This window comes from Mesorhizobium sp. M7A.F.Ca.US.008.03.1.1 (assembly GCF_003997495.1).
In the GTDB taxonomy this organism is placed as follows: domain Bacteria; phylum Pseudomonadota; class Alphaproteobacteria; order Rhizobiales; family Rhizobiaceae; genus Mesorhizobium.
Genome location: NZ_RZRU01000002.1, coordinates 90664 through 106477, shown reverse-complemented (window position 1 = coordinate 106477; position 15814 = coordinate 90664). Strand labels below are relative to the sequence as shown.

The 15814-nt window shown below is 63.4% G+C and carries 16 protein-coding genes; 14 read left to right on the top strand and 2 right to left on the bottom strand.

The window, feature by feature from the left end; genetic code table 11:
• The first annotated feature begins 43 nt into the window (after window positions 1–43).
• The 14 genes from EOA16_RS03305 to purU all read left to right on the top strand — a co-directional run bounded on the left by EOA16_RS03305 (window position 44) and on the right by purU (window position 13320).
• A complete protein-coding gene (locus tag EOA16_RS03305) occupies window positions 44–904 on the top strand; it encodes a carbohydrate ABC transporter permease (RefSeq protein WP_127255501.1) in 861 nt (286 codons plus the stop codon).
• Window positions 901–1860 (top strand): sugar ABC transporter permease, encoded by a 960-nt coding sequence (locus EOA16_RS03300; RefSeq protein ID WP_127255499.1) that lies wholly within the window; start codon window positions 901–903, stop codon window positions 1858–1860. Before EOA16_RS03305 ends, EOA16_RS03300 begins: the two co-directional genes overlap by 4 nt.
• On the top strand, window positions 1857–2948 hold the full coding sequence (locus tag EOA16_RS03295) for an ABC transporter ATP-binding protein (RefSeq protein ID WP_127255497.1): 1092 nt from the start codon (window positions 1857–1859) through the stop codon (window positions 2946–2948). Before EOA16_RS03300 ends, EOA16_RS03295 begins: the two co-directional genes overlap by 4 nt.
• 1 nt (window position 2949) lies before the next feature.
• On the top strand, window positions 2950–4011 hold the full coding sequence (locus EOA16_RS03290) for an ABC transporter ATP-binding protein (RefSeq protein WP_127255495.1): 1062 nt from the start codon (window positions 2950–2952) through the stop codon (window positions 4009–4011).
• A gap of 35 nt (window positions 4012–4046) precedes the next feature.
• Window positions 4047–5132 carry a Gfo/Idh/MocA family oxidoreductase gene (locus EOA16_RS03285; protein WP_127255493.1) on the top strand — a complete coding sequence of 362 codons (1086 nt, stop codon included), beginning with the start codon at window positions 4047–4049 and terminating at the stop codon, window positions 5130–5132.
• Window positions 5133–5187: 55 nt separating this feature from the next.
• Window positions 5188–6102 (top strand): sugar phosphate isomerase/epimerase, encoded by a 915-nt coding sequence (locus tag EOA16_RS03280; protein ID WP_127255491.1) that lies wholly within the window; start codon window positions 5188–5190, stop codon window positions 6100–6102.
• Window positions 6103–6158: 56 nt separating this feature from the next.
• The gene (locus EOA16_RS03275) at window positions 6159–7103 is read left to right on the top strand and encodes a substrate-binding domain-containing protein (RefSeq protein WP_127255489.1); all 945 of its coding nucleotides are present in this window, start codon (window positions 6159–6161) and stop codon (window positions 7101–7103) included.
• 82 nt (window positions 7104–7185) lie between these two features.
• The gene (locus tag EOA16_RS03270; RefSeq protein ID WP_245455841.1) at window positions 7186–8166 is read left to right on the top strand and encodes an ABC transporter permease; all 981 of its coding nucleotides are present in this window, start codon (window positions 7186–7188) and stop codon (window positions 8164–8166) included.
• A gap of 2 nt (window positions 8167–8168) precedes the next feature.
• Entirely contained in the window at window positions 8169–8945 is a 777-nt protein-coding gene (locus EOA16_RS03265; RefSeq protein ID WP_127256201.1) for an ATP-binding cassette domain-containing protein, read from the top strand.
• 16 nt (window positions 8946–8961) lie between these two features.
• Window positions 8962–10143: an aldose 1-epimerase family protein gene (locus tag EOA16_RS03260; protein ID WP_127255487.1), complete on the top strand. Its 1182-nt coding sequence runs from the start codon at window positions 8962–8964 to the stop codon at window positions 10141–10143.
• 49 nt (window positions 10144–10192) lie between these two features.
• Entirely contained in the window at window positions 10193–11275 is a 1083-nt protein-coding gene (locus EOA16_RS03255) for a fatty acid desaturase family protein (protein WP_245455862.1), read from the top strand.
• Between the two features lie 17 nt (window positions 11276–11292).
• A complete protein-coding gene (locus tag EOA16_RS03250; protein WP_127255483.1) occupies window positions 11293–11607 on the top strand; it encodes a MocE family 2Fe-2S type ferredoxin in 315 nt (104 codons plus the stop codon).
• A gap of 34 nt (window positions 11608–11641) precedes the next feature.
• Entirely contained in the window at window positions 11642–12442 is an 801-nt protein-coding gene (locus tag EOA16_RS03245) for a 3-methyl-2-oxobutanoate hydroxymethyltransferase (protein ID WP_127255481.1), read from the top strand.
• On the top strand, window positions 12439–13320 hold the full coding sequence (gene purU / locus EOA16_RS03240) for a formyltetrahydrofolate deformylase (protein ID WP_127255479.1): 882 nt from the start codon (window positions 12439–12441) through the stop codon (window positions 13318–13320). Before EOA16_RS03245 ends, purU begins: the two co-directional genes overlap by 4 nt.
• Window positions 13321–13329: 9 nt before the next feature.
• Here purU and hutH read toward each other — a convergent pair whose 3' ends face one another.
• Together hutH and EOA16_RS03230 are read right to left on the bottom strand one after the other, a co-directional pair.
• Window positions 13330–14811 (bottom strand): histidine ammonia-lyase, encoded by a 1482-nt coding sequence (gene hutH, locus EOA16_RS03235; protein WP_127255477.1) that lies wholly within the window; start codon window positions 14809–14811, stop codon window positions 13330–13332.
• Entirely contained in the window at window positions 14808–15809 is a 1002-nt protein-coding gene (locus EOA16_RS03230; protein WP_127255475.1) for an ornithine cyclodeaminase family protein, read from the bottom strand. Before EOA16_RS03230 ends, hutH begins: the two co-directional genes overlap by 4 nt.
• Between the last annotated feature and the right edge of the window lie 5 nt (window positions 15810–15814).

The window sequence follows — 15814 nt, the reverse complement described above, 5'->3', positions numbered from 1 at the left end:
TGCTTCTCCCCTCCGCCCACAACGCCACCAGCAAAGCCGCCAGATGAAGCGTTCCGTTCCTTTCCTGATATTCCGCTATGCCGCGATCTTCGCGGCTATGGCGGTGACGCTGGTGCCGATCCTGTGGATGGTGTCGATGGCCTTCAAGCCGATCGCCGAATGGTCGGCGACCGGGGCCGAACTGACCTGGTGGCCGAAGAACCCGACGCTCAGCAATTTCCGTTTCGTCTTCGGCGAGTCGACCAACAATTTGATCGTCGCGCTCGACCGTAACGCGCTGAAGCCGATCCTCGCATCGCTGCTGTCGGCGGTTTTCGGCACGGTGATCGCCATGTTGGCGGGCACTGCCGCGGCTTATGGGCTGTCGCGTTTCGGCTCCGGCCAGAACCTGCCGCTGGCGCTGATCCAGCTCAGGATCTTTCCGCCGATGGCGGTCATGATCCCGGTGATGATCATGTGGGCTTTCCTCAACTTCACCGATAGCTGGTGGGGGCTGGCGCTGATCTACGGCATCGTCACCTTGCCGTTCGCCTTCTGGCTAATGAAGACCTTCTTCGACGACATGCCGCGCGAGATCGAGGAGGCAGCGCTTGTCGAAGGCTGTTCGCGGCTGCGCGTCTTCACCCGCATCACGCTGCCGATGATGCGCGCGCCGCTGGCCAGTGCCGCGCTCTTCGTCTTCATCCTCAACTGGTCGGACTATCTGATCGCGCTGCTTCTGACGACGCGCGAATGGGTGACCATCCCGGTCTACATGGCCTCTCTGTCCTCCTCGATGACCGGGCAGCTCTATGGCGCCAAGGCGGCGCTTGGGCTGATCGCGGCCGTGCCGCCGGTCATCATGGGCATCGCCATCCAACGCCATCTGGTGCGCGGGTTGACGTTCGGGGCGCTCAAGCAATGAGCGCGGTGACTGTCATGACTTCCAAGGATGAGATGAAAGCCGTCGGAGCAAAGCCGGTTTCGCGCGATGAGGGCGCAAGGCTGGGTTTCCGGCTGACGCTGCCTGCGCAGATCCTGGTGCTGTTCATCTCGGCCTTCCCGCTGTTGATGCAGCTCTACATCAGCGTCACCGACTGGTCGCCCCTGTCGGGCACCGGCTGGTGGAACGCATGGTCGATGTGGAACAGCTTTGCCAACTACACCGATCTCGCCGCCGACGCGCGCTTCTGGAGCGCGCTGAAGCGTACGGCCATCGTCATGATCGTCTGCGTGCCGGCGGAGTTCCTGCTTGGGCTGGCGCTGGCGACACTGTTTGCCGACGATTTCCCGGGCAAGCGCATCTTCTATTCGATCCTGCTGATGCCGATGATGGTGGTGCCTGCGGTGGCCGGCTACATGTTTTTCATGCTGTTCCAGTCGGGCGGCCCGGTGAACGACATCTTGTCGGCGCTGACCGGCTCACCCGTCACCATCGCCTGGTTGTCGGATCCGACGCTGGCGCTGATCGCGGTGATGGTCGCCGACATCTGGCAGTGGACGCCGTTGATGTTCCTCATCCTGCTTGCCGGCCTGGTCGGCGTGCCGGAGGACCAGATCAAGGCGGCGACGCTGCTCGGCGCCAATCCGTGGCAGCGCTTCGTCACCATCGTGCTGCCGAAGATGAAGACGATCATCATCATCGCGCTGGCGATCCGGGTGATCGAAAACTTCAAGATCTTCGACACGCTCTACATCATGACCGGCGGCGGTCCAGGCGTCGCCACCGAAACCATCTCGGTCTACATCTACAAGCTCACCACGCAGGACCTGATCTGGGGCTATGTGGCTGCGATCGCGCTGGCCATTTTGGTCGTGCTGTCGATCGTCGCTGTGTTTGCCATGAAGCGCATGGCGCGGGCACGCGAGGTACCGACATGAGCGCCATTCACCTGCAAAACCTGGTCAAGAAATTCGGCGACTTCACCGCGCTGAAGACCATGGATTTGGCAATATCAGATGGCGAGTTCATGGCGCTGCTCGGCCCGTCGGGCTGCGGCAAGTCGACGACGATGAACATGATCGCCGGCATGGAAGAGCCGACCGACGGCAAGATCCTGTTTGGCGAGCGCGACATGGCCGGCGTGCCGATGGGCCGGCGCGGCGTTGGCTTCGTCTTCCAGAACTACGCCATCTTCACGCATATGACGGTGCGCCAGAACCTTGCCTATGGACCAAAAATGCGAGGGGCTGCCAAAGCCGAGATCGACCGCCGTGTCGGCGCCATCGCCGAGATGCTGCAACTGACGCCGCTGCTCGACCGCAAGGCCGACCGGCTGTCGGTCAACATCTTGCAGCGGGTGGCGATCGGCCGCTCGGCGATCATGGAGCCGGCGATCTTCCTGCTCGACGAGCCGCTCTCCAATGTCGACGCCGCTTTCCGGGCCGTCATGCGCACCGAACTGAAGCAGTTGCAGCGGCAGTTCCGCCAGACCATGGTCTATGTCACCCACGACCAGCTCGAGGCGATGACCATGGCCGACCGCATCGCGGTCATGGACCATGGCGTGCTGCAGCAGGTCGGCACGCCGCTCGAGGTCTACAACGATCCGGCCAATGTCTTCGTCGCCCGATTTATCGGCGCGCCGGGCATGAACCTGCTCAAGGGCAGGCCGGCGGAAAGCGACCGCGGGCTGGTCGTCGATCTCGGACCCTTGGGCATCACCCCGCCGCTGCCGAGCGAGCTCGCGGCGGCGCTGCGCGGCGCGCGCGGCGAGGTGCTTTACGGATTTCGGCCGGAACAGGCGTCGCTGGTGCGGAATGGGCAAGGCCTCGCCATGCCTGTCACCTTCGTCGAACGGATCGGCGCGCGCACCATCGTTCATCTCGGGTTGGGCGAGGCGGCTGTGAAAACGGTGTTCGACAATGATGTCGGGCTGGCGATCGGCGACACCGCGATCGTCGCTCCCACTACGTCGTCGGTGCGCGTCTTCGACGCCGCTACCGGCCTTGCGACGAAGGCAGGTTGAGATGGCCGATATCGTCTTCCGCAATGTGACCAAGCGCTACGGCAACACACTCGCCGTCGACGACGCCTCGTTCACCGTCAACGACAACGAATTCTTCTGCTTCTTCGGACCGCCGTTGTCGGGCAAGTCGACGATCCTGCGCCTGGTGCTCGGGCTGGAGACGCCGGACTCGGGAGAGATCCTGATCGGCGGCAGGCCGGTCAACGCGGTGTCGCCGGCCGAACGCAACGTGGCGATGGTGTTCCAGAACCTGGCGCTGTTTCCGCATATGAGCGCGCTCGACAATGTCCGCTTCCCCCTGGTCGAACGCCGGGTCGCCGAGGCCGAGATCAAAAGGCGGGTCGCCGACGTCGCGGCGAAGCTGCATATCGGCCATATCCTGCACAAGCCGCCGGGACAGCTTTCGGGCGGGGAGCGGCAGCGCGTGGCAATCGCGCGGGCGCTGGTGCGCGATCCCAATGCCTATCTGATGGACGATCCGATCTCGGCGCTCGACGCCAGGCTGCGCGAGGAAACGCGCGTCGAGCTGAAGCGTATCCAGCGCGAACTCGGCAAGACGCTGATCTACGTCACGCATGACCAGGAAGAGGCGATGTCGGTGGCCGACCGCATCGCCATCCTGGAGGACGGCAAGATCAGGCAGATCGGTGCGCCGGCAGAGATTTACGACCGCCCGGCCAGCACCTATGTGGCAAGGCTGCTTGGCTCGCCGATGATGAACATCCTCAGATCGGCGCGTGGCGAGGGCGGGGTCGAAGCGGCTGAAGGCACGATCCGCATCGAAGACAAGACAGCGCCCGCCGACGCCGTGGAGATCGGCCTGAGGCCGGAAGACATCAAGGTTAGACCGTGGGCGGATGGGGACCCGGGCCGCCCGGCGCGAGTGTTCGAGGTCGAGCCGCTTGGTGGCTATACCGTGGTGACGCTCGCTGCCGGGCAGGCGCGGCTGAAGGCATTGCTGCGCGGCCAGCCCGATATCAGGCCGGATGCCATGGTGGCGATATCCTGTGAGCCGGCCAGAGTGCATTATTTCGAACAGAGCGGCGGAGCGTTGGCACGATGACGGCCGCCGCAAGGAAAGACCTTCGGGAGGAAGAGATGGCAAGCAAAGGCTTCGAGCCGGACGTGAAGGTTCGCACGAAGGAATACAAGATCGGCTGCGTCGGCGCCGGCATGATCATGGCCGAGTGCCATCTGGCCGCCTACAAGGAAGCTGGATTCCCGGTGGTGGCAATCGCCTCGCGTACCAGGGCCAGCGCCGAGAAGGTGGCGACGCGCTGGAGCATCCCCACGGTCCACGACACGCCGGAAAAACTGATCGAGGACGAAAATGTCGAGATCATCGATCTTGCTTTCCCGCCCGACCTGCAGCCGGCGCTGATCCGTCACGCGCTGAAGCAGAAGCACATCAAGGCAATCCTGGCGCAGAAGCCGTTGGCCTTGTCGGTCGATGAAGCGGTCAAGCTGCGTGACGAGGCGGCCAAGGCCGGCAAGATCCTCTCGGTCAACCAGAACATGCGCTACGACCAGTCGATGCGCGTCTTGAAGCAGATCATCGACAGCGGCGCGCTGGGCGACATCGTTTTCGCGCAGATCGACATGCACGCCATCCCCCACTGGCAGAGCTTCCTCGAGGATTACGACCGGCTGACGCTCGCCAATATGAGCGTGCATCATCTCGACGTGCTGCGCTTCCTGTTCGGCGACCCCTCTGAGATCACCACGCTGACACGCAAGGATCCGCGCACGACATTCGACCATTCCGACGGCATCACGGTGTCGACGCTGCGTTTCCCGTCCGGTGTTCTTGCCGTGTCGCTGGAGGATGTCTGGTCCGGTCCGCGCCAGGATGGCTACAAGGACGACCAGCACATCAACTGGCGCGTCGACGGCACCAAGGGCGTCGCGAAGGGCACCATCGGCTGGCCGACGGGCGCTGCCTCAACGCTGACTTACGCTTCGACCGAGACGACCGGCGGCGAATGGGTCAGCCCGAGCTGGGACACGATGTGGTTCCCGCATGCCTTTATCGGCGTCATGGAACAGCTCCAGCATGCGGTGAAGACCGGCACGCCGCCGGCGCTGTCGGTCGCCGACAACGTCAAGACCATGGCGCTGGTCGAGGCGGGATACCGCTCGATCGACGAGGGCCGCACGGTCAAACTTTCCGAGATCGCTACCTGATCACCGCAACTGAAATACCAGACAACTGAATCGCTTACAGGGAGGAATTCACACCATGATGCAGGCAGGTATTTTCACGGGGTATTTCCCGTACGGCCTCGAAGAGACGGCGAAGAAGATCCGCGGGCTCGATTTCAACACGGTGCAGCTCGACCTGCATTTCAAGGATGTCGACCTCTCGGCGGGGCAGATCACCAAGGACAAGGCCAAGAAGGTGCGCGACGTCTTCCGCGATCATCACCTGCCGGTGTGCTGCATTTCCGGCTACACAAACATCATCCATCCGGACAAGGCCGAGCGCGACAAGCGCGTCGGCTATCTCAAGGAGATCATCCGCAACGCCCGCCATTTCGGCTCGCCCTACGTGATCTCGGAGACCGGCACCTACAACACCGAATCCGACTGGGTGCATCACCCCAAGAACAAGACCGAGGAAGGGTTCGAGGAATGCCGCAAGGTGGTCGCCGACCTTGCCCAGACGGCCTACGACCACGGCGCGGTCTTCCTGCTTGAGACCTATGTCAACAACGTTGTCGGCTCGGTCGAGGAGACGGTGAAGATGTTCGCCCAGGTCGACCATCCCGGCCTCGGTCTGCTGATGGATCCGACCAATTATTTCGAGACGCATAACATCGACAGGATGGACCAGATCCTGAACCAGGTGTTCGACACGCTGACCGACAAGATCAGAATAGCGCACGCCAAGGACGTCAAGCGTTCGGGCGGCGACAAGTCCGAGAAGCACGCCGATATCGGCGACGAGGACGCGTTGGAGAGCCATACGTTCCGTGGCGTCGGTGAGATCGAGTTGCCGGCACCGGGCCTCGGTTCGCTGAACTATGATCTCTACCTCCAGCGGCTGGCGCAGAAGCATCCGAATATCCCCGTCATCATCGAGCATCTCTCGGAAGACGACGTGCCGCGCGCCAAGAAATTCCTCGATGGGAAGTTCCGCGCCAACGGTCTGTGACGGTCACTGCGCGCCGTCGATTTGCCGCGGCGCGGCCCAAAGCAAGGGAGGAAAGAATGTTGAAATTCGCATTGAAACTGGCGGCTGCCGCAACGCTGTTCGCCGGCGTCTCGTTGAGCGCGCCGGCAATGGCGCAGGATGGGCAGAAAACCTTCTACCTGCTCTCGCATGGCGGCCCATCGGATGCGTTCTGGCTGGACTGGAATGCCGGCGCGACCAAAGCCTGCGACCAGCTCAAGGTTACCTGCAAGATCTCCTTCAGCGGCGGCGACATGGCGGCGCAGAAGGAGGCCTTCAATTCGGCCCTTGCGGCCAAGCCTAACGGCATCGCCACCACCTCGGCCCAGCCGGGCTTGTGGACCGAGGAAGTGAAGGCTGCCAAGGCGGCCGGGATTCCGATCGTGTTCTTCAACACAGACGATCCGGCGACCGGACGGCAGGCCTATGTCGGCGCCGATCTCAAGGAGGCGGGCGTCATCTGGGCCAAGTATCTTGTCGACCATAAGATGGTGAAGCAGGGCGACAAGGTGTTCCTGCCGGTGGAAGTGCCTGGTGCCAGCTATCAGCAGCTGGAGACCGAAGGCATCGCCAGTGTCTTCGATCCGCTCGGGATCAAATATGATGTGGTCGATTGCGGCACCGATCCGGCCGGCATCATTGCCAAGATGACCGACTATATGGTGGCCAACAATCCGCCGGCGATCATCGCGCTCGGCGATTCCGTCGCGGCCAGCGTCAAGCGGGTGTTCGACGGCGCCGGCGTGCCGGCCGGCAAGATCCCGGTCGTCGGCTGGGGCAATTCGAAGGAAACCGCAGAGGCCGTCAAATCCGGCTTCGTCAACGCCGCCGCCTGGCAGTTCCCGTCTGCGCAGGGCTTCATGCCGGTGGCGCTGCTCGGGCTCGCCGCGTCGGGCGAACCGATCGGCTACGACATTCACACGTTCAGCCTTTATGACGCCTCGAGCGTCGAACCGATCCTGAAACTCTACGACACGAAGTGAAAACCGGTGCCCGCGGCGCAGGCCGCGGGTGCCTCTTCAAAGCATGGTTCAAGCAGTCATGATGATCGCCGCAGAAGACGAAATGCCTGTCGGGAAACGCAGATCGAGCCTTATGCGCTCGCCGCAATTCTCCTCGCTCGTCATCCTCGTTGTCCTCCTTGCGGTGTTCGCCATCGCCGATGCCAATTTCCTGTCGCCGCTCAACATCTCCAACATGATGGCGTTCCTCCCCGAGCTCGGAATCATCGCGCTCGGCATGACGCTGCTTCTGACGGCGGGCGAGTTCGACCTGTCGGTTGGTGCCGTGTTCGGGCTGGCGCCGGTTGTCGTCATGCTCCTGGTGCAGAACGGCGGCGTCGATATCGGCGTCGCCCTTCTGGCCGGACTTCTGCTGTGCATCGCCATCGGCGCCATCAACGGGCTGATCGTCACCAAGATCGGCATTTCGTCCTTTCTGGTCACGCTGTCGATGCTGCTCGTGGTGCGCGGGGCAGCGCTTTACATCACACAGGGCTTTCCGCTGAAATCCTGGGATCAGCCCGGCTTCTTCGTGACGCTGCTGGCCGGCAGCTTCAATGTCGGCTCGTTCCGGTTCTACACCTCGCTGTGGTGGTTCATCGGTCTCTCGCTGCTGGCGATCTACGTGCTGCGCTATGCCAAGCTCGGCAACTGGATCAGCGCCATCGGCTCCAATCGCAACGCGGCGGTGGCGCGCGGCGTGCCGGCGGACGCCGTCAAGGTGTGGCTGTTCATCCTGACTTCGGTCCTGGCAGGACTGGCCGGCATGATCAGCGCCTTCCGCATCTCGGCCGCTTCACCAGTGGCCGGCACCGGCTACGAGCTCGAAGTGATCGCCATGGTGGTGGTCGGCGGGACGGCGCTGACCGGTGGACGCGGCACGATCCTCGGCACCATCGTCGGCGCGCTGATGCTGCGCGCGATCCGCAACGGCATCGTGCTGATCGGCGTGCCGGGCCTCGCCTACAACATCTTCGTCGGCCTCATCATTCTCGCCATGCTCATCCTGCACGCTTTGCTGCAGAAGAACGCCGCAAGGGGCTGATGATGGAAGTTCTCCGGCTGCAGAATCTGCAAAAATCCTTCGGCAGCGTTCGGGCGCTGAAGAATGCGTGCTTTGCCCTCAAGGAGGGCGAGGTGGTGGCCTTGCTTGGAGACAATGGCGCCGGCAAATCGACGCTGATCAAGGCGATCTCGGGTGTGTTTCCGATCGACCGTGGCGACATCTATGTGCGCGGCGAAAAGGTTTCGATCCGCTCGACACGCGATGCGATGGACCTCGGCATCGAGACCATCCACCAGGATACATCTCTGGCGCCGGATCTCAGCATCGCGCGCAATCTTTTCCTTGGGCGCGAGCCGGTCAAGCTGAAATGGCTGGGCGTGTTCGCGCCGCTCGATTTCGCCAAATTGCGCGACGCGGCGTCGGCGCTGTTGAAGCGCGTCGGTATCTCGAAAAACCTCGACGCCGATGCGCTGGTCTCGACGCTGTCCGGTGGCGAGCGGCAGTCGATCGCGATTTCTCGCGCCATGCAGTTCGCCGCCAAGGTCATCATCCTCGACGAACCGACCAACAATCTCGGCGTCGAAGAAACCCACGGCGTGCTGCGCTTCATCAAGGAGGTGCGTGACGCCGGCCATTCGGTGCTCTTGATCACCCACAACATCCATCACGTGTTCCAGGTCGCCGACCGCATCATCGTCATGCGCCGCGGCGAGATCGTCGCCGAGCAGACAGTTGCCGATACCGATCTTCTGACCGTGGAAAGCATCATCACTGGCGCCGACATGTCGGCCCTGCTGAAAGAGACGAGAGCGAAGTGAAGAAGTTGGCCGTCACATGGTAGAGCTCTACGGCAAGACGCTTTCGCGCCGGCAGGTATCGGAACGTTCGGGCATGCTGTCGCAATTTGCCGGCGTGCGGCTGATGACGCTTGGCGACGGGGTGGAACGCGGCATCCGCATGCTCGAGTTCCGCACCGGCTCGGGGCTGCGTTTCACGGCGCTGGTCGACCGGGCACTCGACATCGCCGATTGCGACTTCAAGGGCCAGGCGATCGGCTGGCACTCGCCGAGCGGTTTTCGCCAACCCGGCCTGCACGATTATGAGGGGGAAGGGGGGCTCGCCTGGGCACGCTCGTTTTCAGGCCTGCTCGTCACCTGCGGCCTCGACCACATACTGGGCCGGGAAGAGGTGCCTGCCGACAGCTACAACTACCCGGGCAAGAAGACCGTGATCCATTCGCTGCATGGCCGCGTTGGCACCATTCCGGCGCGGCTGACCGGCTATGGCGAGGCCTGGGATGGCGACCGCTGCGTGCTTTGGGCCGAAGGCATCGTGCAGCAATCGGCGGTCTTCGGCGAGGATTTGCATCTGATCCGGCGCATCGAGGCCGATGTCGGCGGCAACGAGATCCGGCTGTCGGACCGCGTCGTCAACCACGGCTTCAATCGCACGCCGCACATGTATTTCTACCACGTCAATGTCAGCCACCCCTTGCTCGACGAGGGTTCGCGCTATCTAGCGCCGATCCGCGACGTCGTCTGGGCTGGCCATGCCGGCGAACGTTATCAGGCGCAGAAGGTCGGTTACCGCACCGTGCCGGCGCCGCGACTGGGCTTCAGCGAGCAGGTCTGGCAGCACGAGATGGCGGCGGACGCCAATGGCGAGGTGCCTTTGGCGGTGGTCAACGATCAGCTCGGACTCGGCTTCGAAGTGGTGACGCGCAAGGACCAGCTGCCTTGCGCCTATCAATGGCAGAATTTCCAGGCAGGGCAGTATGCACTGGGCATCGAACCGTCGACGCATCATGTCTTGGGCAATCTCGCGGCGCGCGAGCGCGGCGAGATGATCTGGCTGGAGCATGGCGAAAGCCGTTCTTACGACGCGGTGTTCCGGGTGCTCGACGGCGCCGGCGAGATCGCCGTGGCTGAAGAGAGGATCGCTTCGATCGCCAGGCAACCGCAACAGGATTATCCTGCGCCGTCGGGAAACTTCCCGAGATTGGCGGACAGGGCATGATGCGAAACGAATGCTCCGGCTGGCGGGTCGGATATCGGAGGTCGATGTGATGGAGAAAAAGCGCGACTACAGTCTGGTCGGCGAAAGCACACGCATTGCGATCGAGACGGGACTGGCCTCGGCCGAGTGGTACCATACCGATGTGCCGCGCAAGGCGATGAAAGAGCTGATGCAACGCTCCGACGGACCGGCGATCCGCGACACGATCATCTGGATATCGGCCATACTGGGTTCTGCCGCCGGCATCATCTGGTTCTGGGGCACGTGGTGGGTGGTGCCGTTCCTGCTTGTCTATGGCGTGCTATACGGCTCGTCCAGCGACTCGCGCTGGCATGAGTGCGGCCACGGCACTGCTTTCCGTACGCGCTGGATGAACGACGCCGTCTACCAGATCGCCAGCTTCATGCTGATGCGCAATCCGGTGACCTGGCGCTGGAGCCATGCCCGCCACCACACCGACACGATCATCGTCGGCCGCGACGCCGAGATCGCGGTGATGCGTCCGCCGGACCTGCTGCGCGCCGCACTTGCCTTCACCGGCATTCTCGATTTCCGCTATTCGCTGCCGACGCTGGTGCGCAATGCGTTCGGCAGCATCTCGCCCGACGAGAAAAGCTTTGTTCCCGAGATGGAGCTTCACAAGGTGGTCACAGCCGCGCGCTGGCATGTCGCAATCTATGTCGCGACCATCGTGCTGGCGCTTTATCTCCGGTCGTTCCTGCCGCTGGTGCTGATCGGCCTGCCGCGCCTCTACGGCAGCTGGCACATGGTGCTGACCGGCCTGCTGCAGCATATCGGGCTGGCCGACAACGTCACCGACCACCGGCTGAACACGCGCACCGTCTACATGAACCCGATCAGCCGCTTCATCTATTGGAACATGAACTACCATGTCGAACATCACATGTTCCCGATGGTGCCCTATCACGCGCTGCCGAGGCTGCACGAATTGATCAAGCACGATCTGCCCGAGCCGAACCCTTCGATGTGGCATGCCTATCGCGAGGTCTGGCCGGTGCTGCTGAAGCAGCTTCAGTACGAGGACTATTTCCTCAAGCGTGAATTGCCGCCGACGGCCAGGCCGTACCGGGACGAGTTCCATGCGCTGACCGTGCCGGCGGCGGCGGAATAGAGTTGCAGGAGAAGCAGATGGCCGACTGGGTTGAAGCGTGTGGCGTCGACGATGTCGAGGAAGAGGATGTCATCCGCTTCGATCATGGCGGCCGTACCTTCGCCATCTATCGCAGTCCGGATGACGGGTACTTCGCAACCGACGGATACTGCACGCATGAGAAGGCGCATCTGGCCGAAGGGCTGGTGATGGACGACATCATCGAATGCCCCAAGCATAATGGCCGCTTCAACTATAAGACAGGTGTGGCCCGGGGCGCACCGGTTTGCGTCAATCTCGCCACCTATCCAGTGAAGGTCGAGGCTGGCAAAGTGATGATCCAGATCGGCTGACCTGCCGTCGAATGCAACTGAGGGAACCCTTTTGATGAGCCGAAAAAGACCGACGGTGGCGGATTTGCGCGCCATGAAGGGCAAGCGCCAGCTGACCATGCTGCGTGTGCTGACGATGGACGAGGCCGAGGCAGCCGAGCGGGCAGGGCTCGACATCGTCTCGGTGCCGCCTGAACTGATGCTCAACCCGCAATACCGTGACGCCGCACCCAGCCTGTTCACCATGCCGGGCGACAATTTCTACGAGATCGGCACATCGGACGATTTCGTGCGCTGGGCCTTCCGGCTCTACAAGGCCGGCGCCGACGCGGTCTATTGCAGCGCCGGCTACGCCACGATCAAGCGGATGGCCGATGACAATATCCCGGTCATCGGCCATGTCGGGCTGATCCCGTCACGGGCCACCTGGACCGGCGGCTTCAAGGCAGTCGGCAAGACCGCCGACACCGCCATGGACGTCTTCACGGCGGTGAAACAACTGGAAGCTGCAGGCGCCGTCGGCGCGGAGATCGAGGTCGTTCCGGTCGAGGTGGCCAAGGCGATCTCGGAACGGACATCGCTGATCATGCTGTCGATGGGGGCGGGCACCGGCTGCGACGCGCAATATCTGTTTGCCGACGACATCCTCGGCCAGAACCGTGGCCACATGCCCCGCCACTCCAAGGTCTATCGCAATTTCGCTGCCGAATATGATCGTTTGCAGGCCGAACGCATCGCCGCGTTCTCGGAATATGTTGCCGATGTCAACAGCCTGGCCTACCCCGAAGACAAGCATGTGGTGCATATGGACCCGGCTGAACTCAGCCTGTTCATGAAAAGGGTCGACAGGGCGTGAAATCTCAAGGCAATGATGCGACGGGCGAGGCCGCGCCGGTTCATATTCTCACGCTTTCCTGCGAGGATCGGCCGGGGATCGTCGCCGCCGTCACGGCGGAGCTTGCCGCGAATGGCGCCAACATCGCCGAAAGCAGCCAGTTCTGGGACCGGCAGACCAATCGCTTTTTCATGCGGATCGCCTTCACCAGCCCGCCAGGCTCGACCAGGGACAGTCTGGAGCGGGCCCTGAAATCAAGCGTCGATCGTTTCGGCATGAAGACCGCGCTGGTCGATCAGGGACGCCGCCCGAAGATCATCGTCATGGTCTCCAAGTTCGACCACGCGCTTCTCCATCTGCTGTACCAGATCAGGGTCGGCTGGCTGAACGCGGAGGTTGCCGCCGTCGTCTCCAATCATGAGGATGCCCGCCGCTTCGCCGAGATGGAGGGCATTGCCTACCACCATTGGCCGACCACCAAGGAAAACAAGGTCGAACAGGAACAGAAGCTGCTGGACCTGGTGCAGCGGACAGGGGCCGAACTGGTCATCCTGGCGCGCTACATGCAGGTCTTCTCGAAAGGCCTGTCGGACCGGTTGTTCGGACGGGCGATCAACATCCACCATTCCTTCCTGCCGAGCTTCAAGGGCGCCAAGCCCTACCACCAGGCTTTCGATCGCGGCGTCAAGCTGATCGGTGCGACGGCGCATTACGTCACCTCCGACCTCGACGAAGGCCCGATCATCGATCAGGAGACCGAACGCGTCACCCATGCGATGAGCGCCGAGGATTTCGTCGCCGTCGGGCGCGACATCGAAAGCCGGGTGCTGGCGCGCGCCGTCAAGCTGCATCTCGAAGCCCGCGTCATGCTCAACGGCCACAAGACCGTCGTCTTCTGAGAAGCCGCGTCAGGCCGGCCAGCTTCCGCCGGCGAGCGCGGCGTAAAGCGCCTCTGCATCGATACCGAGCGGCCGGTCCTCCTTCAGGGCAGGGACCAGCGTGCGGATCGCCGTGTGAAGTGCGGCGGTGCGTGGCGCCAATGTAAAGCCGTCGCGCAAGTCGATGGCCTGTGCGGCGGCCATCAATTCGAAGGCGATCAGCCGCCGCCATAGCACGATCATACCAGCGCATTTCGCAACCGCGAGAGGTGTCTGCGTGGCGTGGTCCTCGACGCCTTCCGACACGGCCAGGAAGTCGAGCATCACCGGATTGGCCTTGTGGCGGATGGCGGCCTGGATCGACGTCACCGTCTTCTGCAACGGCACGAAGCCGGCCGAGGCGCTGCCAATCGGCGACAGATATTTCGGCAGGCCATTGCGGCCCGAACCGGTGAGCTGGATGAAGCGCGCGGCACTGGCCGCGGCACATTGAGCGATCGCCAAGCCGAGCGTCTCAAAGGCGAGCGCCAGTGCGGCGGTGTGGAAATTGCCAGTCGACAGCACCAGCTCATCATCGCCCAGCACCAGCGGATTGTCGGCGGCGGCATTGAGTTCGATCTCGACCGCCTGTCTCGCCTGACCGATCGCCTCGATCAGCGCGCCATGGATCGACGGCATGCAGCGGATCGACAGCGGGTCCTGCAAGGTGGCCGGCGCCGGCCCCTCGTCACCGGCGAGCAGATCGTGCAGCGCCTTGGCTGCTTCCTGCTGGCCGGCCGCCGGGCGCGCCATATGCAGGCGCGGGTCGAGGATGGTGCGATTGGCAGCAAAACCTTCCATGGTCAGAGCGCCGGCCTGCTGTTGCTGGGCCAGGGCGGACAGCGCATCCGTCACCACAAGCGCGCCGGCGCCGGCGGACACCGCCGAGGCGTTGATCAACGACAGGCCGTCCTTGGGCGCCAGGCTGATGGGGGCGAGGCGCGCCATCATCAGCGCCTTGGCCGCCGGCATGCGCCGGCCCTGATAGTCCGCTTCGCCTTCGCCGGTGAGCATGCGGGCGAGTGCCGTCATCAGCACCAGGTCGCCGGCGCCGATCGAGCCGAGCGACGGCATGACGGGATGGACGCCGGCATTGAGGGCGTCGACCAAAGCGACGAAGACGGAAGGCGAAAGGCCGGAGCCGCCGGTCGAAAGCATCGCGGCGCGGGCGGCCATGGTTGCCCGCACGGCCTCGACCGGCAGCGCTTCGCCGACCGCGCCGCTGCGGCCCTCCAGCAACTGGCGCTGGAAGGCGCCGACATCGCCTTCCACTGACGTGCCGAGATTGGCGCCGAGCCCGGTGTTGAGGCCATAGATCTGCTGGCCGGATGCGGCGGCCTGGTCGAGCACTTTTCGTGCCTTCTCCAGCCTGCCGATGACGTCGGGTCCAATCTCCACCTTGCGCCCATCGCGGGCGACCGCAGCAACATCGCCAATGCCGACGCCGGTCCCGATGAGGACGAGCGCGGTCATGCGAAGCGCAGCCTCTGGCCGATGCCTTGCACTTGGGCCTTGGCCAGCATCGCCTTACCCAGTGCAATGTCGGACAGCGACAGGCCGCGGTGCCAGAACAGGATCGTTTCGTCTTCGCTTTCGCGCCCGGTCTTGAGGCCGGCGGCGATCTGGCCGAGCTCGGCATGCAGCGTCTTCTCGCTCAGCCGCCCGGTCTCGACATGGGCGCGCAGCGAGCCGAACTTGCCGCCCTTGCACTGGCCCCAATCGTCGACGACCATCTTCTGCATGATGTCGGTCAGCGACAGTTCCACCGCGCTCATCGTGCCATAGGGCACGACCAGCGCGCCGGGCTTGATCCATTCGGTCTTCAGCAGCGGTTGCGGCTCCGGCAGCCGCGAGGCCTCGACGACGATGTCGGCGCCCTCGATGCAGCTCTTCCAGTCGGCCACCGCCGTCACCGTCTTGCCGAGATCGGCGGAGAGTTTGGCGGCGAAACCGTCGCGGCTTTCCGGGCGGCGCGAATGGACGCGGATCTCGTCAAAATCGAAGAGATGGTCGAGCAGGCGCACATTCCAGTAGGCCGTGCCGCGCGCGCCGATATGGGCCAGGACCTTGGAATTCCTGCGCGCCAGATGCCTGGCGCCGATGGCGGTGACTGCGCCGGTGCGCATGTCGGTGATGACGGTGGCGTCGAGGATGGCGCGCGGCGTGCCGGTGCGCGGATCGAACAGATTGAGGATGCCGAATTCGGAAGGCAGGCCATGCAGGTAGTTGTCGACATAGTCGCCGACGATCTTGACACCGGCGGTGTCGAGCGGCGCGACGTAGCCGCGCAAGACATTGAAATGGCCGTGGAAGGACGGGTCCGGCTCGAGATGGACGCGTGGCTCGATCACGGTCTGGCCCCGGCCCTGCGCCACCAGGCCAGCCTCGACGGCGGCGATGATCTCGCCATCGGTCATGGCAAGGGCATCGATGTCGAGGGCATTGAGATAGTCGATATAGATGGGCTTCATTCTAC